This is a genomic window from Burkholderia sp. AU32262, assembly GCF_020419985.1.
GTDB lineage: Bacteria > Pseudomonadota > Gammaproteobacteria > Burkholderiales > Burkholderiaceae > Burkholderia > Burkholderia semiarida.
The window spans coordinates 185,100-209,946 of sequence record NZ_JAIZRS010000013.1; the positions used below are offsets into that span (position 1 = coordinate 185,100).

The 24,847-nt window shown below is 64.8% G+C and carries 21 protein-coding genes; 13 read left to right on the top strand and 8 right to left on the bottom strand.

Going from position 1 to position 24,847, the window contains the following annotated elements; all coding sequences use genetic code 11:
- From LGN10_RS17790 to LGN10_RS17800, 3 genes are all read left to right on the top strand, one after another.
- A complete protein-coding gene (locus LGN10_RS17790) occupies positions 1-951 on the top strand; it encodes an efflux RND transporter periplasmic adaptor subunit (protein WP_226224465.1) in 951 nt (316 codons plus the stop codon).
- Positions 948-2,441, top strand: coding sequence for an efflux transporter outer membrane subunit (locus LGN10_RS17795; RefSeq protein WP_226224467.1), 1,494 nt, complete (start codon positions 948-950; stop codon positions 2,439-2,441). Before LGN10_RS17790 ends, LGN10_RS17795 begins: the two co-directional genes overlap by 4 nt.
- 185 nt (positions 2,442-2,626) lie before the next feature.
- Positions 2,627-3,052: a TOBE domain-containing protein gene (locus LGN10_RS17800; protein WP_059641109.1), complete on the top strand. Its 426-nt coding sequence runs from the start codon at positions 2,627-2,629 to the stop codon at positions 3,050-3,052.
- A 244-nt stretch (positions 3,053-3,296) separates the two neighbouring features.
- Here LGN10_RS17800 and LGN10_RS17805 read toward each other — a convergent pair whose 3' ends face one another.
- Positions 3,297-4,358, bottom strand: a complete 1,062-nt coding sequence (locus LGN10_RS17805; RefSeq protein WP_226224468.1) for a DMT family transporter — start codon at positions 4,356-4,358, stop codon at positions 3,297-3,299.
- Between the two features lie 481 nt (positions 4,359-4,839).
- Complete coding sequence (locus LGN10_RS17810; protein WP_059641113.1) at positions 4,840-5,517, bottom strand: ProQ/FinO family protein; 678 nt, start codon at positions 5,515-5,517, stop codon at positions 4,840-4,842.
- 621 nt (positions 5,518-6,138) lie between these two features.
- Here LGN10_RS17810 and LGN10_RS17815 point away from each other — a divergent pair.
- Positions 6,139-6,723 (top strand): DUF2889 domain-containing protein, encoded by a 585-nt coding sequence (locus LGN10_RS17815; RefSeq protein ID WP_226224469.1) that lies wholly within the window; start codon positions 6,139-6,141, stop codon positions 6,721-6,723.
- Between the two features lie 107 nt (positions 6,724-6,830).
- Here the strand turns inward: LGN10_RS17815 and LGN10_RS17820 are convergent, their stop codons facing one another.
- Both LGN10_RS17820 and LGN10_RS17825 read right to left on the bottom strand, forming a co-directional pair.
- On the bottom strand, positions 6,831-7,322 hold the full coding sequence (locus LGN10_RS17820) for an NAD(P)H-dependent oxidoreductase (RefSeq protein ID WP_226224470.1): 492 nt from the start codon (positions 7,320-7,322) through the stop codon (positions 6,831-6,833).
- A gap of 189 nt (positions 7,323-7,511) precedes the next feature.
- Positions 7,512-8,165, bottom strand: coding sequence for a TetR/AcrR family transcriptional regulator (locus tag LGN10_RS17825; protein WP_060310037.1), 654 nt, complete (start codon positions 8,163-8,165; stop codon positions 7,512-7,514).
- An 83-nt stretch (positions 8,166-8,248) separates the two neighbouring features.
- Here LGN10_RS17825 and LGN10_RS17830 point away from each other — a divergent pair, with 83 nt between their 5' ends.
- From LGN10_RS17830 to LGN10_RS17845, 4 genes are all read left to right on the top strand, one after another.
- Positions 8,249-9,373, top strand: a complete 1,125-nt coding sequence (locus LGN10_RS17830; RefSeq protein WP_226224471.1) for an MBL fold metallo-hydrolase — start codon at positions 8,249-8,251, stop codon at positions 9,371-9,373.
- Positions 9,374-9,506: 133 nt separating this feature from the next.
- Positions 9,507-10,523: an AraC family transcriptional regulator gene (locus LGN10_RS17835; protein WP_226224472.1), complete on the top strand. Its 1,017-nt coding sequence runs from the start codon at positions 9,507-9,509 to the stop codon at positions 10,521-10,523.
- A gap of 1,625 nt (positions 10,524-12,148) precedes the next feature.
- Entirely contained in the window at positions 12,149-12,844 is a 696-nt protein-coding gene (locus LGN10_RS17840) for a ParA family protein (protein WP_006497839.1), read from the top strand.
- The gene (locus LGN10_RS17845; protein ID WP_226224473.1) at positions 12,837-13,868 is read left to right on the top strand and encodes a ParB/RepB/Spo0J family partition protein; all 1,032 of its coding nucleotides are present in this window, start codon (positions 12,837-12,839) and stop codon (positions 13,866-13,868) included. Before LGN10_RS17840 ends, LGN10_RS17845 begins: the two co-directional genes overlap by 8 nt.
- A 96-nt stretch (positions 13,869-13,964) precedes the next feature.
- On the opposite strand, the gene LGN10_RS17850 is transcribed toward LGN10_RS17845, so the two are convergent.
- Positions 13,965-15,281: a replication initiation protein gene (locus LGN10_RS17850; RefSeq protein ID WP_059579547.1), complete on the bottom strand. Its 1,317-nt coding sequence runs from the start codon at positions 15,279-15,281 to the stop codon at positions 13,965-13,967.
- Positions 15,282-16,719: 1,438 nt separating this feature from the next.
- A complete protein-coding gene (locus tag LGN10_RS17855) occupies positions 16,720-17,007 on the bottom strand; it encodes a hypothetical protein (protein ID WP_226224474.1) in 288 nt (95 codons plus the stop codon).
- 693 nt (positions 17,008-17,700) lie between these two features.
- Here LGN10_RS17855 and LGN10_RS17860 point away from each other — a divergent pair.
- A complete protein-coding gene (locus LGN10_RS17860; RefSeq protein ID WP_059579550.1) occupies positions 17,701-18,015 on the top strand; it encodes a hypothetical protein in 315 nt (104 codons plus the stop codon).
- Between the two features lie 153 nt (positions 18,016-18,168).
- Here LGN10_RS17860 and gcvA read toward each other — a convergent pair whose 3' ends face one another.
- Complete coding sequence (gene gcvA / locus LGN10_RS17865; RefSeq protein WP_226224475.1) at positions 18,169-19,074, bottom strand: transcriptional regulator GcvA; 906 nt, start codon at positions 19,072-19,074, stop codon at positions 18,169-18,171.
- 140 nt (positions 19,075-19,214) lie between these two features.
- On the opposite strand from gcvA, the gene LGN10_RS17870 reads away from it, so the two are divergent.
- Together LGN10_RS17870 and LGN10_RS17875 are read left to right on the top strand one after the other, a co-directional pair.
- A complete protein-coding gene (locus LGN10_RS17870) occupies positions 19,215-20,513 on the top strand; it encodes an adenylosuccinate synthase (RefSeq protein WP_226224477.1) in 1,299 nt (432 codons plus the stop codon).
- A 305-nt stretch (positions 20,514-20,818) separates the two neighbouring features.
- Positions 20,819-21,769, top strand: a complete 951-nt coding sequence (locus tag LGN10_RS17875; RefSeq protein ID WP_059579558.1) for a LysR family transcriptional regulator — start codon at positions 20,819-20,821, stop codon at positions 21,767-21,769.
- A 69-nt stretch (positions 21,770-21,838) separates the two neighbouring features.
- On the opposite strand, the gene LGN10_RS17880 is transcribed toward LGN10_RS17875, so the two are convergent.
- On the bottom strand, positions 21,839-22,819 hold the full coding sequence (locus LGN10_RS17880; protein WP_179231815.1) for an AraC family transcriptional regulator: 981 nt from the start codon (positions 22,817-22,819) through the stop codon (positions 21,839-21,841).
- A 594-nt stretch (positions 22,820-23,413) separates the two neighbouring features.
- Here LGN10_RS17880 and LGN10_RS17885 point away from each other — a divergent pair.
- Both LGN10_RS17885 and LGN10_RS17890 read left to right on the top strand, forming a co-directional pair.
- Positions 23,414-24,295 carry a LysR family transcriptional regulator gene (locus tag LGN10_RS17885; RefSeq protein WP_226224480.1) on the top strand — a complete coding sequence of 294 codons (882 nt, stop codon included), beginning with the start codon at positions 23,414-23,416 and terminating at the stop codon, positions 24,293-24,295.
- Positions 24,296-24,519: 224 nt separating this feature from the next.
- Positions 24,520-24,847: biotin/lipoyl-binding protein (locus LGN10_RS17890; RefSeq protein WP_226224486.1), on the top strand; the 328-nt coding region annotated here is incomplete at its 3' end.

Consider the following 24,847-nt stretch of genomic DNA (forward strand, 5'->3'; position numbering starts at 1 on the left):
GTGAAAAAATCCTGGCTCTCGGCAGGGCAAGTCCTGCTCACCCTGATCGTCGTCGTCGTGGCCGGCCTCGTGCTGTGGCGCATCATCAACTACTACATGTTCTCGCCGTGGACGCGCGACGGGCACGTGCGCGCCGACGTGATCCAGGTCGCGCCGGACGTGTCCGGTCTCATCACGTCGGTGCAGGTTGCCGACAACCAGGAGGTCAAGCGCGGCCAGGTGCTGTTCGTGATCGACCAGGCGCGCTACGCGCTCGCGGAGCGGCTCGCCGAAGCGACGCTCGCGCAGCGCCGCGCGACGCTGGCGCAGGCGAAGCGCGAATACGCGCGCAACCTGCAGCTCGGCAACCTGGTCGCGAGCGAACAGGTCGAGGAAAGCCGCACGCGCGTCGAGCAGGGCGAAGCCGGCGTCGCCGATGCGCAGGTGTCGCTCGACACCGCGAAGCTGAACCTGCAGCGCACGACGATCGTCAGTCCCGTGGCCGGCTACCTGAACGACCGCGCGCCGCGCGTCGGCGAATACGTGCCGGCCGGCCGCGCGGTGCTGTCGGTCGTCGATCGCCATTCGTTCCGCGTCGACGGCTACTTCGAGGAAACCAAGCTGCGCGGCATCCATATCGGCCAGCCGGTCGACATCATCGTGATGGGCGAGCCGCATGCGCTGCGCAGCCACGTGCAGAGCATCGTCGCCGCGATCGAGGATCGCGACCGCACGCAGGGCGCGAACCTGCTGCCGAACGTGAACCCGGCATTCAGCTGGGTGCGGCTCGCGCAGCGCGTGCCGGTGCGCGTCGTGCTCGACGAGGTGCCGGACGATTTCCGGATGATCGCGGGCCGCACTGCGACCGTGTCGATGCGCGGTGCCGACGCGCGCCGCAACGCCGACGCGAAGCCGGTGGTCGGTGCCGGCACGGCGCCGGCGGCATCCGGCGCGGCGGGAGCATCGCAATGAGGCGGCATGCCCTGCGCGTCGCGGCGACGCTCGCGCCCCTGGCGCTTGCACTCGGTGCATGCAAATCGGTCGGCCCCGACTACACGCTGCCGCAGCAGGCGTACGTCAATGCGCCGCTCGCGAATCACGCGCTCGACGACGTGAACGGCGCGCTGGTGTCGCGCGACGCGGTGCCTGGCAACTGGTGGCAACTGTACGACGACCCGGTGCTCGACGGGCTCGTGCGCGATGCGCTGAAGTCGAACACCGACCTGCGCGTCGCCGCCGCGAACCTCGCGCGCTCGCGCGCGGCCCTGGTGGCCGCGAACGAACAGGGCGGATTCTCGGGCGGGGCGGAAGCGGCCGTGCAACGCGCGCAGGAATCGGCCGAGCAGTACCTGCTCGAAAACAAGCTGCCGGTTGTCAACGAAGGCACGGTCGGCATCAACGTGTCGTACGAGCTCGACCTGTTCGGCAAGCTGCGGCGCGGTGTCGAAGCCGCGCGCGCGGACAGCGAGGCCGTCAAGGCGGCCGGCGACCTCGCGCGCATCACGGTCGTGGCCGACGTCGTGCGCGCCTACGTCGAAGCATGCTCGGCCGGCGACGAACTGGCGATCGCGAAGCGGTCGCTCGCGCTGCAGCAGCAACGCGTCGCGCTGTCGCAGCGGCTGCGCGATGCAGGACGCGGCAACCAGACCGACGTGACGCGCGGCGTGACGCAGGTACGCACGCTCGCCGCCGACATCCCGCGCTTCGAAGGCCGCCGCAAGATCGCGCAGTACCAGCTCGCCGCGCTGCTCGCGCGCGCGCCGGCCGACCTGCCGAAAGCCGTCACCGAATGCGAGCGCCTGCCGAAGCTGCGTCAGCCGATTCCGATCGGCGACGGCGCCGCGTTGCTGCGCCGCCGCCCCGACGTACGCGAAGCCGAGCGGCAACTCGCCGCCGCGACCGCGCGGATCGGCGTGGCGACCGCCGCGCTGTATCCGTCGGTCAGCATCGGTGCATCGGCCGGCTCGGTCGGCGTCGCCGCCGACCTGTTTTCATCCACCACGAATCGCTGGTCGTTCGGACCGCTGATCAGCTGGTCGTTCCCCGTCAACGGCCAGCGTGCGCGCGTGCGCGAAGCCGAAGCCGCGACGGGCGGCGCGCTCGCGCACTTCGACGGCGTCGTGCTGAATGCACTGCGCGAAACGCAGTCGAGCCTCGCGACCTACGCGGCCGACGTGCAGCGCACGGACGCGCTGCGCACCGCCTACGAGTCGGCCCGCAATTCCGCCGCCGAAACGCATCGTCTCTATGCGGCCGGCCGCGAATCGTTCCTCTCCGATCTCGATGCGACGCGCACGTTGACGAGCGTGCGGGCGCAGGTCGCGGCAGCCGAAGGCCAGGTCGCGGCCGACCAGGTGCGGCTCTTCCTCGCGCTCGGCGGAGGTTGGGAGAGCGACGGCGCGACAGGCGCCGGCGCCGGCTCCGCTGCCGCGGCACCCGCGAGCGGCCCGTCAGCGCCGTAGCGCCAGCGCCGTCGGCCCCGTCACGCAGGTATGACGGAACACGCGGTGGCGGCGAGTTTTCGCCGGTTCGCGCCGTGGCATCCGCCGCGCGCCGCGCATCGGCGTTGACGGTACACTCGCCGATGCACTTCCATTCATCTGCCGCCGCTGCCGGCCCGGCCGCGGCACCCGCCCGGAGAGTCATCATGCGAACCAGCGCCCGCAACCAGTTCGCCGGCCAGATCAGCGCCGTCAAACCCGGCGCCGTCAACGACGAAATCACGCTGCGCACGCAGGACGGCCTCGAGATCGTCGCCGTGATCACCCACGGCAGCGCGGCGTCGCTGGGCCTCGCGGTCGGCACGAACGCTTTCGCCCTCGTCAAGGCGTCGTCGGTCATCGTGATGGTCGGCGTCGACAGCAGCAAGGTGTCGGCCCGCAACTGCGTCGCGGGCACCGTCGCGTCGGTCGCGAAGGGTGCGGTCAATTCGGAGGTCGTGATCAAGGCCGCGAGCGGCGCGGAGATCATCGCGATCGTCACCAACGACAGCGTCGATCGTCTCGGCCTCGCGAGCGGCGCCGCCGCATCCGCGATCTTCAAGGCATCGAGCGTGATCGTCGGCGTCGAGTGATCGCGTGACGATCGCGATGGCGATTCATTGTGCGCCGCGCATGCCCGTCAAACCGCGGGCGGGTTGCCGGCGCGCGTTCCGCGCTTCCAACCTGATCCGGCCGCGCGCGGCACGCGGCACGCGCATGCCGGCGCATGCTTCTGCAACATGCCGGCAACCGCCATGGCCGGACCAATGACCGGCTTTCCGCGCTTCCCATAAACGGTCACCTTACGACACCCGGCACACGTCGCTCACGACACGGTCAATGCCGATGCCGGTGATGAATGTCCGGAAAATGCGCGTGGCTGTGCGTGATCGGCAGATGCACGTGCGGATGCGTGTGCGGTTCGTCGCCGTCATACGGGAAGTCGTGCGTGTGTTGGTGATGGTCGTCGTGCCGATGCCGATGCGTATGCTCGAGCCGCTCGTGCGCATGCGTGTGTTCGTGCCGTTCGCGCACATGCAGCCAGATGCCGAGCGCCATCAGCGCGGCCGCGATCCAGAACATCGCGGGTGGCAATGCCGGCCAGATCAGCAGCGACAGCACGACCCCGAACAGCGGCGCGATCGAAAAGTACGCGCCGGTGCGCGCGCTGCCGAGATGACGCAGCGCGACGACGAACAGCACGAGGCTGATCCCGTAGCCGCCGAGCCCCGTCAGCATCGCCGCCGCCGTGACCGGTATCGCGGGCAGCGTCGCGCCGGTCGCCAGCGCGATGCCGATGTTCACCGGCCCCGCGATCAGCCCTTTCAGGCACGCGATCACCATCGCGTCGTTCGCGGCCACCTTGCGGGTCAGGTTGTTGTCGATCGCCCAGCACAGGCATGCGCCGACGATCAGCAGCGCACCGACCGGCACACCGGCGCTGCCCGGTATCCACGACAACAGCGCGCCGCCGGCGACGATCGCCACCATGCCGACGAACACCTGCGTATCCACGTTCTCGCGGAACACGACCCACGCGATCACAGCCGTCAGCACGCCTTCGAGATTGAGCAGCAACGCGCTCGTCGCCGCCGGCGTGGTCGACAGCCCGAGCATCAGCAAAGCCGGGCCGGCCACGCCGCCCGCCGCGATCGCGCCGGCCAGCCAACGCAGGTCCGGGCGCTGCAGCGGTGCGGCATCCGCGGTTGGCGCGCGACGGCCGTACCAGCCGTGCAACAGGATTCCGATGCCGAGCCCGACGCCACTGCCCAGATAGAAAAGGCCTGCGACCATGAACGGCGACATCGCGCCGATCAGCGCCTTGGCGAGCGGTGTCGCGGCGCCGAACAGCGTGGCGGCGGCGAGCGCGACGAAAATCGCGGAATGTCTCGGGTTCATGATCCGGTTTGAATTGACGTTGAAGAGCCCGGCTTCGCATCAGCCGGCATCGGTTATCTTTCGGGATGCAAGCCGCATGCACGCGCCGAGCGGCCGTAAACGGACGATCCAATCGCAATTATCGCGCGCCATCATGTCACGACGGCCGGATGGGACCGCACGCACGGAAATCGGCGATTCCCGCCGATCAATTCGGAAACCGAAATATATGACTGAAGCTGCAATTTGCTCGGCTATGCAAACCGTCTACGCGGGGATATGAAAAAGGCGGAGCATCGCGCATGCGGCGACGTTCGACGGACATTCGTTGTCCGGTCGGGTGGCTCGTTCAACGTGAGAGGGAATGCGTACCGGCAGATCGGACGCCGGTGGAGGGAGTCCCGGCCTGCCTCGGTCGAGGCAGGCCGGTCTGTCGTGTCATGCGCCGCATGCGGCGGGCATGTTGGCATGTGCGGTGCAACGAGCCGCGGCGCGATGCCGATTAGTCGTTGCTGGCCGTTTGCTGTTCGACCTGCGGCGCGGCGTCGTTCTGCACCTTCGCTTCCGCTTCCACTTCGGCTTGCGCCGGCTGCGGCGCGGCAGCGCCCTCGGCCTGCTGCTCGGCCTTCGGCTGCTGCGGCGCACCCTTGGCCGATTGTGCTGCGCCCTTGCCCGGACGGCGAGCCTTCAGCCGGCGCGCGCGCGCCGCGTCGTCGTGCGTCACGCGCCCGGCTTCGTTGCCCTGCAGGTCGACGCGCACCGCGTCCTCGACAAGGCAGGACCAGTAGCGGTTGCCGCGGCACCACGTCGACATCGCTTCGCGCAATTCGGCTTCGTTGAGACCGATGGCCTGCGCCTCGCGTGCGAGATCGTCCCAGATGCCGACCTTGAGCGGTACTTTGGGGGCCGGATTCTTCGGGAATGCGCGCGGAAACTTCCGCTGCAGTTTGCCGATTGCGACGATGACCGGATCGACCGGGGCCGACGGCTTCGCCGAAGCAGGCTTCGCCCGATGCTGCGCCTGGGCGGCGGCGCCCGGCTTGGCGCCGCGAGACGGCCGGTCGCCGGACTTCGGCTTCGCGCCGGCGTCCGTCGGCGCTGCCGGCCGCTTCGCGTTGCGCTCCTGCTTGGCCTTCGCTGCGAGCTGCGCCCGCAATTCGGCAAGTTGTTCAAAACCCATAAATTCAATCCACCAGGAATATAAGGTGTGGTTCGTGCGGCCCTGCCGCGCGGCTTGCAAGCTTCGCCGCCATGCGTGCGGCCGGTCTGCCGCCGGTGCGGAACACTACGGGGCCGCATCGCGCACGTCACTCTGTTTTCAGGCACCCGGCCTCGATGCCGGACAAGGCAGGAGTGGAAGTATACCGGTACGCGGGACAGCCGGCTGACTCGCCGGTCCGCATTTGCCCGATCCAGGGTGCCGGAAATGCGTCCGCGCGGTCGTGTTGCGCATTATATGGATACGTTTCCGGATGTCACGCCATTAGAGGCCACTACCGGAAATCGGGGCCGGGGCGACATGCGATGAACGGTGTTCCGCGTGACGGATGTCGAACCGCGGCGCGTTGCGTCGCCTTCGGACATCGCGCCGCACGCCGCGCCTCGTTTGCGCCGGCATCGCTGTACGACTCGTTGCGTCCGCATCGATCGTGGCGCGGACGAAGATATCGGAAAGTGCGTAGTATGGCCAAGGCAACTTCGTTGGCGGCAGGGCGCGCGTGCTTTTCACCGCGCGCCCGATCGGCCGGGCGCGATCCCGTCGCCTGCGAAAAGGCCCGGCGACACGAGATGGAGCGAATGCATGGTTTCCCAAGACGACACGCCGCACGACGGCATCACGCGCGAGGAGATTCACCATCGGCAGATCGACATGCGCGGATATCGGCGCAGCGATGGCCTGTTCGAAGTGACGGCGTGCCTCGCGGACCGCAAGACCAGCGATTTCACGCCGCCTGGCGGCACACGGACGGTCGCGGCGCTGACGCCGCTCCATGATCTGGGCGTGACACTGGTCTTCGACATCGACATGGTCGTGCGCGCCGTATCGACGTTCATCCGTTCGCATCCGTATGCGCAGTGTCCGGGCGGCGGCGACTCGCTGCAGGCGCTCATCGGGTTGAACATTGGCGCCGGCTGGAACAGCGAGGTGCGCAAGCGCCTGCCGTCCTGCGACACGTGCACGCACCTGAAGGAATTGCTCGGGCCGATCGCCACGACCGCCTATCAGACGATGGTCAGCATGCGGCGCTCGTCGCTCGATTACCGTGACAGCGAAGGAAAACCGCTCAAGATCGACAGTTGCTACGCATACGGCGCGTCGCGCGACCTCGTGAAACGTCTTTGGCCCGAATACCATCGATCCGCGGCAACCGCAAAGGACAGTTGAAGCCTTGGCATTCGGCCGATTCGGCGTTGTTTGCGGAATCGGTATTGCGCGAATGGAGCCGATCCGACCTGTGCCGATACGGCAGATCTGCACCGTCGCATCCGTCATCAGAAAACACCCAGCACGAGCCCCGCGGCAAGACCCGCACCCAGTTCGGCGCAGCGCGCAAGCTCGTCGCCGCCGATCGTCTTCGTCGCGAGAATACGCTCCGGCGTCTGCGCATGCGTGCAGACGATCAGGCCGGGCGCGACGCTCTTCAGCCGCCACCCGGTCGCGATCCGGTCGATCTGGCGCAATGCGTTCTGCCCATCGCTTCCGGCGCAGATCATCGCCGCATACGGACGGCCATTCACGCGATCGAGCGCCGCGTAATAGCAGCGATCGAAAAAGTCCTTCATCAGCCCGGACATCGCCGCAAGATTCTCCGGCGTCGCGAACAGGTACGCGTCGGCGGCCAGCACGTCGTCTGCGCTCGTCACGTCCGCGCGCTGCAACCTGACGTCGACGCCAGGCTGCGCGCGAGCCGCATCGGCAGCCGCTTCGGCCATCTGCTGCGTGCCCCCGGTCATCGTGTGATAGACGATCAACAGCATCTTCATGGATAGATGCTCACGTTCGGCTTCGGATGTGTCGACGATATCGCTGTTTTGGCCGGCCGCGCGGCCGTCACATGCGGGCGCCATGTTGCGTCGGTTGCCCGGATCGGCGGGTCGGCCGACGCCCCGTCGGCGCGTGCATCGACCACGATGTCGATTTGACCGCGCCTGCGGATGCTTTCGGATGCGCGTTCAGTCTTGCGTGCGACGCGACACGGCGCCGTCGTCCGGTCGCGCGTAGTACGCGAGGAACATGTCGGCAGCCGACTCCGCGACTTTCTGTTGCTCGTGCGCCGTCAGCGGCGGCTGCCCCATCGTGATCTGCGGCCAGAACGCGAACGCCTTCACGGCGCCATGCAACTGATGCGCGGCGAACACCGGATCGGTCACCGCCAGACGGCCGGCCGCAGCCGCCGCCCGCACCCACACCGTGACGTCTTCCTCACGCTCGCCGAGGCGTTCGACCATGTCGCGGGCCCGTTCCGGCGAATGGATGGCCGCGCCGATCGCGACGCGCGCGAGCGCGAGAAAGGCCTCGTCGTTCATCAATCGCAATTTGCGGTCGAGCAGCGCAAGCAGTTGCGCGCGCAACGGCACGTCGGCGCGATAGGTCGGCGACTTGCCGGTCCGAGTCGCATCCCACAGCTTGTTCAGGATTGCAGCGAACAGCGTCTCCTTGCCCGGAAAGTGGTTGTAGACGGTGCGTTTCGACACGCCCGCGCGTGCAGCGATGCGATCCATGCTCGTCGCATCGTAGCCGGCCGCAAGAAATTCCTCGATTGCCGCATCGACGATCGCCGCGCGCTTGCGGTCGGTCAGACGCTGGGGGGGAGTACTGGTATCCATGCGGAAATTTTACACCGGGCAGTTTACTTATCTCGAAAATAAACTACACTGCTCGGTGTACTTTATTCTCCGGATGAACCGACATGGCATCGCCTCTCGTTTTGATTCACCGCGTGCTGGGTTTCGCGGCCGCCCGGCGTGGCCGGACGCTGTCCGGCGGTTCGCCGCAGCACAATGGCGAACGCTTTGCCAATGTCGCACCGCGCCCTGCCGAAGGATTGGGCAAGACGCTGGGGATCGCGTGGAACATGCTGGTCAACAAGCCGCGCCACACCGTGCCCGCCGGCGCGCTGCCCGTCGATTCGCTGACCCGCGCGGAACTCGACGCGGCGCCCGATCGCAGCCTGTACCGCCTCGGCCATTCGACGCTGTTGCTGAAGCTGCGCGGCGAATTCTGGCTGACCGATCCGGTGTTTGCGGAGCGCGCATCGCCGTTCCGGCGCATCGGCCCCAAGCGCTTTCATGCGCCGCCGATCGCGCTGGAAGATCTTCCGCCGCTGCGCGGCGTGATCCTGTCGCACGATCACTACGATCACCTCGACCGCGACACGGTGCTCGCGCTGGTTGCAACCACCGGCGTGTTCGTGACGACGCTCGGTGTCGGCGATCGGCTGATCGAATGGGGTATCGACGCGACCAAGGTCCGCCAGCTCGACTGGTGGCAAAGCATCGACGTAGCGGGCCTGACGCTGACGGCGGCCCCCGCCCAGCACTTCTCCGGGCGCAGCCTGTTCGACGGCAACAGTACGCTGTGGGCGTCGTGGGTGATCGTCGACGACGATCTGCGCCTGTTCTTCAGCGGCGATACCGGCTATTTCGACGGCTTCCGCGAGATCGGCGAGCGCCTGGGGCCGTTCGACGTCACGCTGATCGAAACGGGCGCCTATGATGCGCAATGGCCGTACGTGCACATGCAACCGGAAGAAACCGTGCAGGCGCACATCGATTTGCGCGGACGCTGGCTGATCCCGATCCACAACGGCACGTTCGACCTCGCGATGCATCGCTGGCAGGAACCGTTCGAGCGCGTCACGGCGCTGGCGCTCGTGCGCGGCATCGAGCTGTCGACACCGAGGATGGGCGAACGCGTCGATCTCGATGCCCCGCATCGTGGCGAACGCTGGTGGCGCACGGTCGACGAGCGCGCGGCAGCGCCGGCGGCGAAATCGCGACGCTGGCAGCTTTGCGCATCGGAGGCGACGAAGTAGTTCGCCAGTCCCGGCACGTGCCTTCCGGAAGCGGGCCGTCGGACCTATCCGCGATTCCGGGCGGTGCACTCGTTGCCAGCCGCCCCTGCACGTCGACTGCCAGCCCGTCGACCCGATTACCTCAATAGAGAAGATGCATCCGGTACCCCTCCGATACCTGCCCGCCCAACGAGACGACGCCGCCACCATCGCGGCGCTCGACCAGGCAAGCCACCGTTCAACCGGCCGCGGCCGCGAGAACGAACTGCGACAGATGCTCGCGGAGCGCGTCGCGAGATGGACCGATGGTGTCGATCATCTCAACACGGCCATTCCCAATCTGAGCTTTCATCGACGGGAAGCGCCGACGCAGCCGATGGAGTGCATGGTCGAGCCGAGCTTCGGCCTCGTCGTTCAGGGCGCGAAGCGGGTCATGCAGTGCGGGGATGCGTACCTTTACGACGCCGATCGCTTTCTGATTACATCTCTCGATCTGCCCGGTTCGACGCAAATCATCGAGGCCAGCCCCGGCAAACCGTTTCTGGGGCTCGGCCTGAAGCTGGATTTCCGCGTGATGGCCGATCTGATGATGCAGGTCGCGCCGGTTCACGACGATGTACCAGCAGGCCGTGGACTCGTCGTCGGCGACATGACTGAACCGCTGTACGACGCGCTCAACCGGTTAGTCGCGCTGCTGGACGACCCGAACGCCATTGCCGTTCTCGCACCGTACATCGAGCGGGAAATCTACTATCGGCTGTTGACGAGTGACCAAGGCGCCCGCCTGCGCCAGATCGCCTCCACCGGCAGCCAGTGCAACCGCGTGTCGCGCGCGATCCGGTGGTTGCGTGCTCACTATGACGAGTCGTTGCGCGTCGATGATCTCGCGGCACAGGTTCAGATGAGCAGTTCGACCTTCCACCACCACTTCCGTCAACTCACCGGCATGAGTCCGCTGCAGTATCAGAAATGGATACGGCTCAACGAGGCTCGCCGGCTGATGCTGGCGGAGCGGCTCGACGCTGCGTCGGCAGCATTCAGGGTCGGGTATGCGAGCCCGACTCAATTCAACCGCGAATACAGTCGGCTGTTCGGTAATTCTCCCCGAAGGGATATCGACAGCCTGCGAGGTAGAGCGGATGTCGCTTTGTCTATCGTCGCGAGTTATTGAGCGCGAGGGGTGGCGGTCGATATGTGCCAACTTTGACGGCATCCACAACGTGCGGGATTAGCTTCTCGCACACGACGTCGATTGGGCTCACGCTGTTCCGAAGACTACGTTGTACCGACCACGCTCGGGACTCCTCCCGCACATTTCCGACGCCGGCTTCTTCTCGTAATGCTCCGTGACTCCGTAAATCGCGCCCCACACATGCGTTGTCACGTGACAACTGACGCAAAATGGCGGTGTACCGTGCAGCGAATGGGCGGCACGTGACTCAGCAGGCGCGGACTCGCCCGCATAGCGAGGACCTACGGTGCATAGCTCATCTCGGGTCGTATCAAACACTACAAATTACGTATAAAAAATGACGAATTTGACGGCGATCTTCCCTGCGTTCGCGATGGGTGCTCGAAAAAGGTATGCGCCCCTATTTTCGAGCATCAACGCACTCATTTTTCGTGAAACAACGTGAAGAAGGTAGCGCAAGTCGTTGCCACATAAGGGTTTCCAGCCAGCGCCGATTTTCGCAGAATGTTTCACGACCTGACCCGTTTGGACTCGTCCCAGGCATTCGACGTACGAATTCGGCATGAATTGCGGCGCATACGTCCGGTGATTCCAGATGGGTTGAGCCCTTCAGTGGGGGCGCATGCCTCGAAGCACGCCCCGCCCTATCGGCGACTACCAGAGGCCATGCAAAGCTGCATGTCTCTTGATAAATGGGGACACATCAAACTCGTTATGATATCTGGGTACCCCTCAGCAGTCGCTCGCCGGTATTGCGCTAGTACGTGCGCATACGTGCGACATAAGGAGCCGGGAGGCCAGCCGATCAAGTCGGGGTCGCCACCTCCAACTGTCCCGTTGAAATGGCAACGGGACTCTTTACTTCCCACGGTTTCCTGTGGCTCGAACTTCCGGGCTCTGCTTCCGGTTGTCACGTGACAACTCACCTTCCGCTTCACGGTTTCGTTGACGAACCGAAATCTATGGTCCACGCCTGTCTTCCCGAGCAATATGTCTCTTAGGCCGCGTAGCATCGTCCAATGTCAACTGTCCCTTGACGATGTCAAGGTATCTTCGAGGCCGTTTTGCGCTGTTTGTCACGTGACAACTCACCCCGCTGCCGCATAAGCATGCGTAACCACAGGCTGCGCATCAGTAGATGTATTGAAGTGATTTCGTCGCGGCCAACGTCGTAATCGCATCGAAGGCCTCCGCGCACCGTACATGCCGAGAAGAGTCGATATCCGGCAACTTGTCACGTGACAACCGGTTGTTTTCGCGATGCCAACGACGACGCCCGCGCGACCGCGCCGATCAGCGTCTATCAACGGCACGAAGTCGTATCAAGTTTCGAGTGAAACCAAAGCACGATGAGGCACCCGGCCTTCGCCCAACCGAATTCGTTATGGCGCCAAAGAAAAATCCAGTTTTTCACTTCGGCGTTCTTTTTTTGCAACCGTAATGGCGTGTTTTTTACGAATCGATGGTTTAGCAACGCCTGGCCGTTCGGCCTATTTGTCACGTAACAACCACAGCGATCAATAAAACGTTTGTGATATTGAACGCATTTCTGGACATTCTGCAAATAACTGCATATATTACGCAAAACTCCTTGGAGGAATTTAATGGCTTTCAAGATCGCCGTCAGTAATCAAAAAGGTGGGACGGGAAAGACGACCATCTCCGTCAACATCGCGGCTGCGTTCGAAGCCGGTGGCAACAAGGTTGCGTTGATCGATGCCGACCCTCAGGGCACTTCCGTCCGGTGGGTCACGAGCGGCGAAAACACGCTGCCGATGACGGTGCTTTCGCTGGCTCCCGCCGGCCGCGGCATCGGCGGCGAGATCAAGAAGCAGGACGCGAACTTCGACGTGATCGTCGTCGACTGTCCCGGCAACCTCGAAGACCCTCGTATCGCCTCCGTCCTCGAAGTGGCGGATTTCTGCCTGGTGCCGCTTTCGCCGTCACCGGCCGATCTGTACAGCACCGTCGCGATGATCCGCATGATCGAGTCGATGCGCGCCGTTCGAAATCCTCAACTTTCTTCCGCATTAATGCTGAATAGCGTTAATGGAAAAACTAAAATGCGTGAAGAAATTTTAAAAATTTTAAGAGCAGAAGAAATAGGGGAGCATCTGCTCGACAGCCAGATCGCGCAACGCGAGGTCTATCGTCAGACGTTCGCGCTCGGCACCACGATCCATCACCACAATCGATACCTGAAGGGCCTGAAGGAAGCCCGCGCGGAAATCGAAAAGCTGGTCACGGAAATGGCCCAATACATCGCGTCGACGCGCGCTACCGGAGCCGCCCATGGCTAAGGACACCTCGAAAGACAAGAAGCCGACCGGCAACCTGCATCTGGCGGCCGGCCTGTTGCGCGGACTCGCGCAGGAAAATGCGGCGCTCGAAACGCGGCTGCCCGAGCCGGCGGCCGCACCGGTTGCGGTCGCCGAAGCCGCGCCCGCCGGTACCCCGGCCGCGACCACGCCCGCCGGTACGACCGATCTGGGCGCGCCCCAGAAGGTGCTGGTGAAGGACTGCATCCCGAACCCGTTCAACCCGCGCGTGTTCTACTCGGAATCGAGCCTGCACGAGCTTGCCTTGACCTTGAAACGGGAAGGGCAGATCGAGCCGATCAAGGTCACTCGGCTCCCCGAGTTTCCCGGCAAGCTCGTCGTGATCGACGGGCAACGCCGACTGCGCGCGACGAGCATCAACGGCGACGAGACGATCAATGCGACGTTCCGCACGGATCACACGCCCGAGCAGCTCTATACGATCGCGTATCGGGCGAACCACGACCACGAACGCCAGACGATCTTCGACGATGCGGTCGCGTGGAAACGTCTCCTCGACGAGAAGGTCTTTGCCGACCAGAACACGCTGGCGGAGAAAATCGGCAAGGACAAGGCGTCGATCAGCAAGACGCTGTCGCTGAACGCGCTGCCGAACACGCTGCTGGAGCGGATGGCCAGTGCCAACGACGTGGTCGGCCTGCAGGCCGCGTACTTCCTGAAGCTGATCTTCGAACGCCTGGGCGAGGCGACGGCCGACCGGCTGCTGACGGCCGTGATCGAGCGGAAGAAATCCGTCCGCGATCTCGAGAATTTCCTGCGTGCGCAGAGCGACGGCGCCAAGAAGGCCGGCCGCACGCGCTACAGCGTTCGTCATGACTTTGCGCTCGAATCGCGCGCGATCGGCCAGTTGAAGACTTATCCGGACGGGCGCCTGGATCTGCAGCTCAAGGGCGTCGACGCATCCCACCAGGAAGCGCTCGCCGACAAGCTCAAGACCGTCATCGACGCGTACGTCGCCGATCTGGCGGCGGCCACGCCAAAGTAACGCGCCCCCGGCAAAAGGCCTCGCTCCGCGCGCTGCGTCGCGAAGCCGGACCGCAACACGGTCCGGTGCACGGCGCGCACGACGGCGGGGCCTCGTTCAGTTGCCCGCGAGGCTGCTTTTCAGCAGGAATTCCAGCAGGTCGTCCGAGGTAGGCTCGCCCCACGTATCGAGCGCCAGCCATCGGAAGAAGCTCGTCTGCGCGAGCTTGCTCGCCTTCTTCTTCGGCGACAGCGTCAGGTCCTTCGAACCGGCCACCGTCTCGTTGTAACGCTCGATCAGCTTGGTCTGGTCGTCGATCTCCAGCTCGCGGAAATACGCGCCGGCTTCCTCGACCTTCGCCGCCAGATACTTGTCGCGAATCTGTTCCTGCTTGCTCTGCGCGGATTCCTTCGCCGGTGCGGCCGCTTCGGTTCCCTGCCCGTCGGCCAGCGTGTAACCGTGCGTCAGCGCCTTGCGGAAATACGCGGCGACGTTGTCGACCGGCGCCGCATTCTTCTTCGTGGTTCGATTGAGCGTATAGGCGATCGCCGCCTTGATGCGCTGCACGCCGTATTGCGTGATCAGCCGGCGCGCTTCCGAACGCGGAATGCCGAACTTCGCAACTTCCTCGACCAGCGCTTCATTCTTGACGTCGCCTTCTTCGACCGTATCGGTGCTCTGCTTGCGCGTTACCTTGAACTGCACGGCTTCCACGCTGCGGCCGGATTTGTGTTCGATCAGCTCGAGCGTGTGATCCGATACTTCGTTCACCTCCTGAATGCACGGCACCAGCACCTTGCTCTTGAACAGCTTGTACTCCTTGTACGACTGAGACGCCTTGTCCTGGCCGAGAATCAGGTCACGGAATTTCGGCAGAGGAATCTTCGCGGTGATGCCGATCCCTTCGTAGCGCACCGTGTTTTCCCATAGCGCAAGCGAGTGCGACCGCCGGAACTCGCGAGCGATCCGCATATCGATCAGCGCGTAGATCTCGGGGTTGAGCAGTTCGCTGCGAATCTGGTCGGAGAAGCTGTACTTCAGCACCGATTGCTCGAGTTCGGCGCCGGCGAGCAGGCCTGACGCTTTCCAGACCGTCGAACGGTCCGCGGCCAGGTAGTCCCAGTTGACGACGGTGCTGATCAGCGAGTTGACCGTGTCCTTCACGTACTTCGTGTTGTTGCTGTTCAGCCCGCTCTCGTGCGACAGCGACGCGATCGAGATCGAGAAACTCGTCCGGCCCGGCTCGAACGCCTCCTGCCGAAGCGCGTTCTTGATCAGCGAGCTGAACATCTTGCGCTGCTGCAGGCCGATCTTTCCCGACTTCGGCGCGATATGAATCGCCTGGACCGCCTTGCGCAGCAAGTCGGGTGGCTCGGGTGTCTGAAACAGCGAAACCTGTTTGTCTGAGCCTTTGCTTGCGGGCTTGCGCGGCATCGTGGTGTCCGGGTAAGGTTGCCTTATTGAGAGCGGACTTTATACCTTTTCGCGCGACGGAGCAACGCTCTTGCTCCAGCATCACTTTCACTATCCTTCTTAAGCATCAGATAACAAAGGAAAAATTTTAATTGATAGACTTGTGCAGAGCCCCATATCCGTCTACCTTTTGATCAAAATTCCTCCCAAAAGCCGCTACCTTTCCTGTCGGCACCGGCAAACCCGGCACAAGATTTGCCACGACGAAGGTAGCCATCCATGGGGGGGCAAATGAGCGGAATCGAGATCGTCGGGAGGATTCGTGGTGCCCCGCAGCACCGCCGCTGTTTTCTCCCATAACTTGCTACCTTCATCGATTCCCATAGGAGGGTACCTATCAGCATCCTCGATAGTCTTGCTGTTTGTCCCGAAGGTGGAAATCGCTCCCATAAATGGCAACCATTCCGTTTCCCCATAAAAGGTAACCTGTGTACGGTATCGGTCCTGTCTATGGGAAGGCTTCGTGGAACCTGCGGGCGCTAGACAGCGAATTGACTCCGAAGGGCTCCCATAAACGGGTACCTTCGCGATTCCCCATAACCGGCTACCCGAAGGAAATCGCCGTGCACATATCCGACTACCGGCCGAGAAAAGAACCCCATAAAAAGCTACCTTCATGTGTTCCCATAGACGGCTACCCAACGAGATGGATGGTCGATTTCCCATAACCGGATACGTTCGCCCCATATCCACAACCCTGATTCCCCACAACGCGGTACCCCAAACCCCAAATCCACAGACCTGAAACCCCAAACCCTTCCACCTGTGGTCCCATAAATGGGTACCGAACACGGCTCAAACCCTTTCCAGATAAGGCTGTGAGCCGTCTAAAAGTAGTTAAAGAAGTAAACGTGGTTTACCAAAGATGTAAACACACGTGTGCTTGCACAAAAAAACGAACCCCATAAACCGCTACCAATGGGAGCCGTCTGTGGGACGCGAGGCCCTTCAACCACTCGGTCCACGCCGCTCGGTCCTGTTCAAGGCGCCGTTTCTGGGAGGCTCCAGGCCTGACAATGCATTCCGAGGAGGTAAGCGCCCACTCACAAACCTCGAAACGTAGAAACTTATGGGAAGAAATCCTCGGATTCGGCAGAGAGGTTCCCGTTTATGGGACCCCGAAACCTGTCCCGTGGCAGCCCGCCATGTGCGCTGGAGCGGCGGAACGGATGCCGTCACTTTTCCCCACGGCAGTTCGAAATCATCCTGCACCGCCACGCGAGTGGTTTTTTGTCCTCGTGCTGCCTCGTCCATGGACAAGTTTTTTGCCGCGCGCATGGGAAGCCGCTCGCCAAATTTAGCCTGTGGACTGTGCGGGAGGGACCGGCGCCGGACTGCTTTTCTTCCGTGCGTCCCGTCCGTTTTTCTACCTTTGGAGCCGGGCACCGTGCGGGACCAGTCACAGGCAAGGAAAAACTCGCGCCACCGCACGAAAACAGGCCCGGCGCCAAAATGCCGCGCACGGATTTCCCGTGCCTGGGACGATCTCGACGGAACTCATCGAGAACACCCGAGCGAACGTGAACACTTCATCGATGCCGAAGCTCACCGCAATCGAATTGGCCCGCCGCTCCCGCACCTGCTCACCTTCCAAAGAATCTGGAATCCCGTAAAAGCTCACCGATCGGGCGGAGCACAGGTATAAGCAGGCTGTGCGGATCGCGGCTCCGTGCAGATAAGGAACCATTGATGGGAGCAATCAGAAACGATCGGCATCCATGCGCTGCGCCCGACGCGTCGACACGCACGGTCGCCCGAACGGACATGAGCCCATTTACCCGACAAGCGTTGCTCGTTCATATCGGGTTCCCGTGCATTCCTGCAATCAGTCGGACCGACGTCTTCGCCGTTCACGCAACCCCACCTTTCCCGTCAGACCTGCCAATCGACGAAGCGTCTTGCCTCCACAGGTACTTTCTGCATCACGATGCCGCGAAGCGTGCGGGACCCATTACCGCCCACCGCAACGACGCACCATAGTCGTCTCGATCGCCGACGAACCGAATCGTGGTCGTTTATGGGAGAAACCGCCGCTCGAGCCGCATCGCCCGCTGATGCGACGTACGGATCGACTGCTGTTGCGGTGATCGAGCAAGGACGACGATCTTCACGTCGCGCATGCGCGCATCGATATCACCACCGGTGAAACGGCCGTCGGCGCGTCGCGCCGTATCGCATACGACTCCTCCCGTCACCGACCGCGGAAACCGTGTTGTCTCCCATACGTGTATCCCGATTCCGTCGTCACGTTCGCGCCACATTTTTTGCGACACGGTTATGATGCACAGGTCCTGATCGCGACATGACGATCGATCAGGGCGGGGGCGGTATCTCGATGGTCTTTCAAACCGTGATAGTTATCAAAAAAGAGAGTTCAGCGATGCGAATCCAGATCAGAAAACTCACGTTGGCTGCTACTGCAGCCGCTTTCCTGTTCGGCTCGGCGGTTCCTGCGTTTGCGCAGACCGATGCTGCCAGCGCGCCGGCTGCACAGGACGCGAAGGCAGCGAAGAGCGAAGCGCGCAAGGCGGCCAGGGCTAAACGCAAAGCCGAGCGCAAGGCCGCGCGTGCGAAGAACAACGCCGAACTGAAGAAACTCGAAGACGCCGGCTACAAGCCGGCGGCCAACGATCCGAACTATCCGCAGAACCTGCAGAACGCGGAGAAGAAGGCCGCCGGTGCGGCAAGCCAGTAAGCGTCGTTCGGCGGCAAGCCGCGGCTCGATCCGCGGCTTGCCGCGTGCATCGCGATCACGCGATGCGTGAAGGCAAGAACGTTCGGCAGGTTTATTCCATTTAATTCGGAATCCTGTATGTCGTGACGATGCACGCCCCGCGGGCGGGTGCGATCAATCCTGCCCGTCCGACGCAGTCGCGCTCCCCGCCACCTTCAGCCAGTCCTTGAACGCGCGTACGGCGTCGTCATCCGCTCGCGCGGACGCCACATACGTGAAGTAGCGCCACGGCGGCAGCGCAGGTTCGCTGAACGGCTGCACGAGCCGGCCTTCGGCGATGTCGTCGGCGACGAGCGCGATCGGTCCCATCGCGACGCCGAGCCCGTCGAGCGCGCCTTGCAACGTCAGGTAGAAATGCTCGAGCGTGAGCGAGTGCCGCGGGACGAGATTCGGATGCCCGGCGGCCGCGAACCATTCCGGCCACATGCCCGGATAGGTCGCCGCGTGCAGCAGCGTGAAGCCGGCGAGATCGGCGGGCGTATCCAGCGACCGGCCCTCCAGCAACTTCGGTGCACACACCGGCAGCCGGACTTCGGACAGGAATTCCTCCGCGACGTATCCGTCGACGGCCTGCGCGCCGCCGCGAACGATCAGATCGACCTTGTCGCGCAACTTTTCGATCGGCTCGTTCGACGTTGACAGCCGCACCTCGATGGCCGGATGCGCGACCTGGAACGACGACAGCTTCGGGACGAGCCAGCGCAGCGAGAACGTCGCAGGCGCGCTGACGCGCAACACGCGCTGCTGCGCGTGGCCGAAATGCTGCGCGGTGGCGAGCGCGATCCGGTCGAACGATGCACCGACCTCGGCGAGGTACGCGCGTCCGGACGCTGTCAGTTCGACGCGCCGGTTGTGGCGTTCGAACAGCGGCCGCCCGAGCCACGCTTCAAGTTGCTGCACGTGCCGGCTGATCGCGCCGTGCGTCACGCAAAGCTCGTCGGCGGCCTGCGTGAAGCTGCCGAGCCGCGCGGCGGCTTCGAACGCGCGCAGCGAATTCAACGGAGGGAGACGTCGGGCCATTGCATCGTTTCGTGTGAAATTTACTCACACGATGGTTCAGGTTTAATCGGTTGATCGGGTGTTCCTGCTGCGCCAATATGGCACATAAACGGCCGATTCGGCCGAACGAGTGTCTGAATTTCTCACATGGAGTGCGGAGCATGCCGAACGTGGTGGTCGTGGGCGCCCAATGGGGTGACGAAGGCAAGGGGCGCGTCGTGGACTGGCTGTCGGCACAGGCCGATCTCGTCGCACGCTACAACGGCGGCCACAACGCGGGGCACACGCTCGTCGTGGACGGCAACACGTACAAGCTCGCGCTGCTGCCGAGCGGTATCGTGCGCGGCAAGCGCGGCGTGATCGGCAACGGCGTGGCGCTTGACCCCGAAGCGCTGCTCGCGGAAATCGGGCGGATGGCCGCGCTCGGGCTGCCGGTGACGCCGGAGAACCTGTCGATCGCGGAGAACGCGACGCTGGTGCTGCCGATTCACCGCGCGATCGACCAGGCACAGGAGCGGCTGCGCCGCGAGCCCATCGGCACCACGCTGCGCGGAATCGGGCCGGCCTACGAGGACAAGGTCGGGCGTCGCGGGCTGCGCGTCGGCGATCTCGCGGAACTGCACGGGCTCGCCGCCAGGCTCGACGTGCTGGTCGATCATCACAACGCGTGGTTCCGCGGCCTGGGGCTCGACGAGTACGATCGCGACGCGATGCTGGCGACACTCGTTGCGCTCGCACCGAAGATCTTGCCGTTCGTGCGTCCGGTCTGGGCCGACCTCAACGACGCGACTGACCGCGGCGAGCGCATTCTGTTCGAGGGTTCGCGGGCCGTGATGCTGGACATCGACTGGGGCACGTATCCGTTCGTGACGTCGTCGGGCACCGTGGCGTCGGCCGCGGCGGCGGGCACCGGGCTCGGTGCGGCGAAGCTCGGCCACGTGCTGGGTGTCACGAAGGCGTATGCGACGCGGGTCGGCGGCGGCCCGTTCCTCACCGAGCTGACCGACGCCACCGGCGAAACGCTGCGCGCGCGTGGACAGGAGTTCGGCGTCAACACGGGCCGGCCGCGCCGCTGCGGATGGCTCGACGCCGCGCAACTGCGCCAGGCCGTCAGGATTTCGGGCATCGATTCGCTGGCGCTCACCAAGCTCGACGTGCTCGACGGTTTCGAATCGATCGAGCTGTGCGTCGGTTACGAATTCGGCGGCGCGCGCGTCGACCATCTGCCCGCGAGCCTCGATGCGCAGTCGCGCGCGAAGCCGCTCTACGAACGGTTCGAAGGCTGGCAAGGCTCCGTGAAGGGTGTGCGCGAGCGTGCGGCACTGCCGCGGGCCGCGCGGGATTTCATCGCGCGCATCGAGGCCGTGGCGGGTGCGCCGGTGTCGATGATCACGACCGGCGCGGAGCGCGACGACACGATCGTGTTGCGCAATCCGTTCGATGCGGCGGGCGCTGCGTAACGCGCGAGATGCGAACGGCGCGAATCGAGCGGCTGGCGGCATGACGGTTTGCGGGTCGTTTTCGGCGGTCGATGCCGTTGGCCCGTCGGTACGTCCGATACGCGTGTATGCACGGTCCCGATGCCGTCCGGCGAGCCGCCCGGCAGCACGATTCGGCAGCCGGATCACGCCGCCTACGACGAACTGGACACGCCTGCGACGCTGCTGTACTGTTCCGCACAATTCGCGCCGGACCGGCGTGTGCCGGCGTTGTCGGCACCGTGGCTGCACGGCGGTGCGACGTGACAATCCCCGGGAACAGGTCGATGGACACGTTACAGATGATGCGCATTTTCGTCCGGGTCGCGGAGGAGGGCAGCTTCACGAGCGCGGCCCAGCGTCTGGACATCACGACGGCCTACGCGTCGCGCTCGGTCGCGCAACTCGAAACGCATCTGCGCACGCGCCTGCTCAACCGCAGCACGCGCCGCATCGCGCTGACCGACGCCGGGCAGCGCTATCTCGACCGCTGCCAGCGCATCCTCGGCTATATCGACGAAGCGGAAGCCGAGGCGGCCGATGCACAGGCGAAGCCGTCCGGACGACTGCGCGTTCATGCGACGACGAGTTTCGGCCAGTCCTACGTGGTGCCTGCGGTCGTGCGCTACCGCGAGCGCTATCCGTCCGTCGCAGTCGAGCTGACGCTGTCGCAGCACGTGCCCGACATCATCGACGAAGGCTACGACGTGTCGCTGCAGTTGAGCACGACGGAGCTACCCGATTCCGGGCTGGTATCGCAGCGGCTCGGCGACGTGGGCAGCGTGCTGTGCGCGTCGCCTGCCTACCTGAAGGCGCGCGGCACGCCGCGCACGGTGAGCGATCTCGCCGGGCATGCGTGCCTGCGGCTCGTCACGCCGCTCTTTCCGCGCGACCGCTGGCATCTCGACGGCCCGAACGGCCGCGAAACGTTCGAGCTGCCGGTACCGGATTTCGAAGTGAATATCGCCGATGCGCTCGGCGCCGCGCTGCGCGCGGGGCTCGGGATCGGCTCGCTGCCGATGTCCGCGGCGCTGCCCGCGCTCGCGAGCGGCGCACTGGTGCGCGTGCTGCCCGATTACCGGCTGCAGAAGCTGACGGTCTACACGCTGTATGCGTCGCGTCAGTATCTCGATGCGAAGATCCGCACGTTCGTCGATTTCCTGCGGGAGTGCGTGCCCGAAATGCTGGCCGCCGACGAGGCTGCATCGAATGCTTGCTGCGCGTCCCGTCATGCCTGATTCGCGTGAGGGCGCAGCCGCCCGACGATCGAGCAGGTGACGAACCGCCGCCTCGCACGCGATATCCATTCACGGTATGACGCGCGACAGCGGCACGGCTTCGTCGCGCAGCCTCGCGACGTCGCGGCCCGGCGCGTCGCCGAACAGCCGCGCGTATTCGCGACTGAACTGCGACGCGCTCACGTAGCCGACACTTCGGCACGCCTGCCGCGCGTCCATTGACGCGAGGCACATCAGATGGCGCGCTTCCTGCAGCCGCAGCACCTTCTGGCATTGCAACGGGCTCATCGACGTGACCGCACGAAAGTGATGGTGGAAGGTCGACGGGCTCATCCCCACCTGCCGCGCGAGCGAGTCGACCGCCATCGGGTCGAGGTAATGGTCGCGAATCCAGGCGACGGCGCGCGAAATGCGCTGGGTGGTCGAACCGGCGTCGCCGATCTGCGCGACGCGCGCGCCCGACGGGCCGCGCAGCAGCCGGATCAGGATTTCGTCGACGATCAGCGGCGCGAGCAGATCGAGGTCGTCCGGTTGCGCGATCAGGTGCATCAGCCGGGCGATGCCGTCGACGATTTCCGGCGTCGCGTCGTGCGTCGCGAGTGCCCGGCAGTCGACGGCTTTCGGCAGCCCGCGCGGAAACACGCGCGGCGTGAGCGCCGCGATGCGATGCGGATCGAGTGCGAGCTGCACGTAAAGGAACGGCTCGGCCGGATTCGCGCGCGTCACGCGTCCGGTCACGGGCAGGTCGGCGGTTGCGACCAGCATCCGCGATGCGTCGATCGTGTAGGTATCGTCGCCGACCCGCATCGACTTCGCGCCTTGCCCGACGATGCTCAGGCACGCGTGGTGCACGCCGTGGCTCCACTGCGCCGGCGGCGCGCAAGCACGCGCGATGCGCATGCCGCGCAGCGGGAGGTCGAACATGCCGTCGTGCGGCGCGTACGCGGCGATCAGCGCCGCGAGCCGGGCCGCAGGCGACCGGGCTGGCGACCAACCATCATGATCCGACGGCGTGCGCGGTTGCGGTGGCGTTCGGGCGTCGATTTCCATGTTGCATGAGCGGTTGACGGAGTGGGCGATGCGATGCGCGGCTGCCGTCCCCTGTCGAGGTGCTGGCACGGCGATCAATCGTACTGTGAAGTTGCGTGCGCGGGATTGCCTAAACCTGTCCGAAATTAGCCCGATCATCCGGACCTGCATGCTCGACGGATGCGTCACGCGCCGTTGCACGGTGTGCGGTGCACAAATTCGGAAATTAAGGCAAAACAATCGCAGGATCGGGCAAGCCATTTCCCGGCGATTTCCCTACCATTGCACCTGCTGAAGAAATGCGATTCAGCGTGCCCGGATGGCGCGGGCAATACCGTGCGCGTGATGCGCGGTCGCCGCCGGCCTTGTCGCGTGCGTCGCCGCGGCGAATCGCCGGGAAAGACTCAGGACTGCTATTGAACGATCGTGCATCGGGCTTGCCGAGGCCGGTTTGCGTCCGTTGCAAGCCGGATCGCGCCTGTCGCGCACGGGCCGACCGATCCGGATGAGCCGGCGTCGGGGCCGCCGCATTGGCCGGCTCGATGCGGGCCGGCGCGCGGCGCGGCGTCCGGTGCAGGTATACGGGCAGTCGTGCGCGCAGGGGAATCCGGAGAAATGGACCAACTTCAATCGATTCGGGCATTCGTGACGGTGGCAAGGGAAGGCGGGTTTCGTCGGGCGGCGACGCGCTTGCGCGTGTCGACGGCGATGGCGAGCCGGCTCGTCGAAGCGCTCGAGACGCGCCTCGGCGCGCGTTTGCTTCAACGCAGCACGAGCCATCAGTCGCTGACCGAAATCGGCGAACTGTATCTCGCGCGCGTCGAGCGGATCCTCGGTGCGATCGACGAGATCGACGGCCGTTTCGTCGCGATGGGCAGCAAGCCGGAAGGCGTATTGCGCGTGGCCGCGCCGGTTGCGTTCGGGCTCAGCCAGTTGAGCGCGTTGCTCGATCGTTTCGTGCACCGGTTTCCGGACGTGCGGCCGACCGTGACGCTGACCGATGCCCATGTCGACCTGACCGCCGAGGACATCGACGTCGCGTTCCTGACGGATGGCATGCCGGTGTCCGGCGCGCATGCGTTGCATACGCTGACTGCGTACGAATCCGTGCGCGTCGCGGCGCCGGCTTACGTCGCCGCGCACGGCGGCGCGGCTGCGTCGGGCGACTGGCCGGACATCGCGGCCGTGCGGCTGGAGCGGGCCGCGGCCGACGACGACCGCGCGGCCGGGATTCGATCCGGCGTAGCACCCGGCAATACGGGCGTCGGCCATCTCGAGATGGTGCGACGACTCGCCGTCGCCGGCATGGGCGCGGCGGTGCTGCCCGCGTATCTCGTCGATGCCGATCTGGCGGCCGGCACGCTGGTGCGCGTGGCCCCGGTCCACCCGCTCGCGCCCGTCACGCTGAAGCTCGCGCATGCGCGTGCCGCGCGTCTGCCGGCTGCCGCGCGCGCGTTCATCGAATTCGCCGGCGCCGCATTTCGACCCGCGCGCTAGCGGTCTGGCCGAATCCATGGCAACGCGATCCCGCCGGAGGCGCGGGCTCGCCGTTCTTTTTCGGAAGCAGTTCGGCACACGAACGCTCCGCAGGGTGCAACGCACACCCGCAACACGCGTCCGCATCCGCGGCGGACAGGAAGCTGCAGGTCCGCCGCGCGTCAGGGCCATGAGGAGATCTGATGATTCCCATTGAAGGTCGTCTAATTGTGAGAGGTCGCTCCATGCGCGTCGAACGGGTTCCATACCGCTTAATCACTGCCGCAACGGCTGCCGTTTTCCTGGCTGCCTGCGGAAAAAAAGAATCGGCACCGCCGCCGCAAACACCGGAAGTCGGCGTCGTTACCGTCCAGCCGCAAGCCGTACCGGTCTTCACCGACCTGCCGGGCCGCACCAGCGCATTCCTCGTCGCGCAAGTGCGTGCACGGGTCGACGGCATCGTGCTGCGCCGTGAATTCACCGAAGGCACCGACGTCAAGGCCGGTCAGCGCCTCTACAAGATCGATCCGGCGCCGTACATCGCGGCGCTGAACAGCGCGAAGGCGACGCTCG

What these genes read in the sequence shown, in the direction of transcription:
- LGN10_RS17845 (WP_226224473.1), top strand. Translation starts at nt 12,837, where the DNA reads ATGGCTAAGGACACCTCGAAAGACAAGAAGCCGACCGGCAACCTGCAT.
- LGN10_RS17805 (WP_226224468.1), bottom strand. Translation starts at nt 4,358, where the DNA reads ATGAACCCGAGACATTCCGCGATTTTCGTCGCGCTCGCCGCCGCCACG.
- LGN10_RS17810 (WP_059641113.1), bottom strand. Translation starts at nt 5,517, where the DNA reads ATGGGTTTTGAACAACTTGCCGAATTGCGGGCGCAGCTCGCAGCGAAG.
- LGN10_RS17830 (WP_226224471.1), top strand. Translation starts at nt 8,249, where the DNA reads ATGGCATCGCCTCTCGTTTTGATTCACCGCGTGCTGGGTTTCGCGGCC.
- LGN10_RS17870 (WP_226224477.1), top strand. Translation starts at nt 19,215, where the DNA reads ATGCCGAACGTGGTGGTCGTGGGCGCCCAATGGGGTGACGAAGGCAAG.
- LGN10_RS17860 (WP_059579550.1), top strand. Translation starts at nt 17,701, where the DNA reads ATGCGAATCCAGATCAGAAAACTCACGTTGGCTGCTACTGCAGCCGCT.
- LGN10_RS17825 (WP_060310037.1), bottom strand. Translation starts at nt 8,165, where the DNA reads ATGGATACCAGTACTCCCCCCCAGCGTCTGACCGACCGCAAGCGCGCG.
- LGN10_RS17880 (WP_179231815.1), bottom strand. Translation starts at nt 22,819, where the DNA reads ATGGAAATCGACGCCCGAACGCCACCGCAACCGCGCACGCCGTCGGAT.
- LGN10_RS17855 (WP_226224474.1), bottom strand. Translation starts at nt 17,007, where the DNA reads ATGGTTCCTTATCTGCACGGAGCCGCGATCCGCACAGCCTGCTTATAC.
- LGN10_RS17840 (WP_006497839.1), top strand. Translation starts at nt 12,149, where the DNA reads ATGGCTTTCAAGATCGCCGTCAGTAATCAAAAAGGTGGGACGGGAAAG.
- LGN10_RS17795 (WP_226224467.1), top strand. Translation starts at nt 948, where the DNA reads ATGAGGCGGCATGCCCTGCGCGTCGCGGCGACGCTCGCGCCCCTGGCG.
- LGN10_RS17835 (WP_226224472.1), top strand. Translation starts at nt 9,507, where the DNA reads ATGCATCCGGTACCCCTCCGATACCTGCCCGCCCAACGAGACGACGCC.
- LGN10_RS17800 (WP_059641109.1), top strand. Translation starts at nt 2,627, where the DNA reads ATGCGAACCAGCGCCCGCAACCAGTTCGCCGGCCAGATCAGCGCCGTC.
- LGN10_RS17850 (WP_059579547.1), bottom strand. Translation starts at nt 15,281, where the DNA reads ATGCCGCGCAAGCCCGCAAGCAAAGGCTCAGACAAACAGGTTTCGCTG.
- LGN10_RS17820 (WP_226224470.1), bottom strand. Translation starts at nt 7,322, where the DNA reads ATGAAGATGCTGTTGATCGTCTATCACACGATGACCGGGGGCACGCAG.
- LGN10_RS17815 (WP_226224469.1), top strand. Translation starts at nt 6,139, where the DNA reads ATGGTTTCCCAAGACGACACGCCGCACGACGGCATCACGCGCGAGGAG.
- gcvA (WP_226224475.1), bottom strand. Translation starts at nt 19,074, where the DNA reads ATGGCCCGACGTCTCCCTCCGTTGAATTCGCTGCGCGCGTTCGAAGCC.
- LGN10_RS17875 (WP_059579558.1), top strand. Translation starts at nt 20,819, where the DNA reads ATGGACACGTTACAGATGATGCGCATTTTCGTCCGGGTCGCGGAGGAG.
- LGN10_RS17885 (WP_226224480.1), top strand. Translation starts at nt 23,414, where the DNA reads ATGGACCAACTTCAATCGATTCGGGCATTCGTGACGGTGGCAAGGGAA.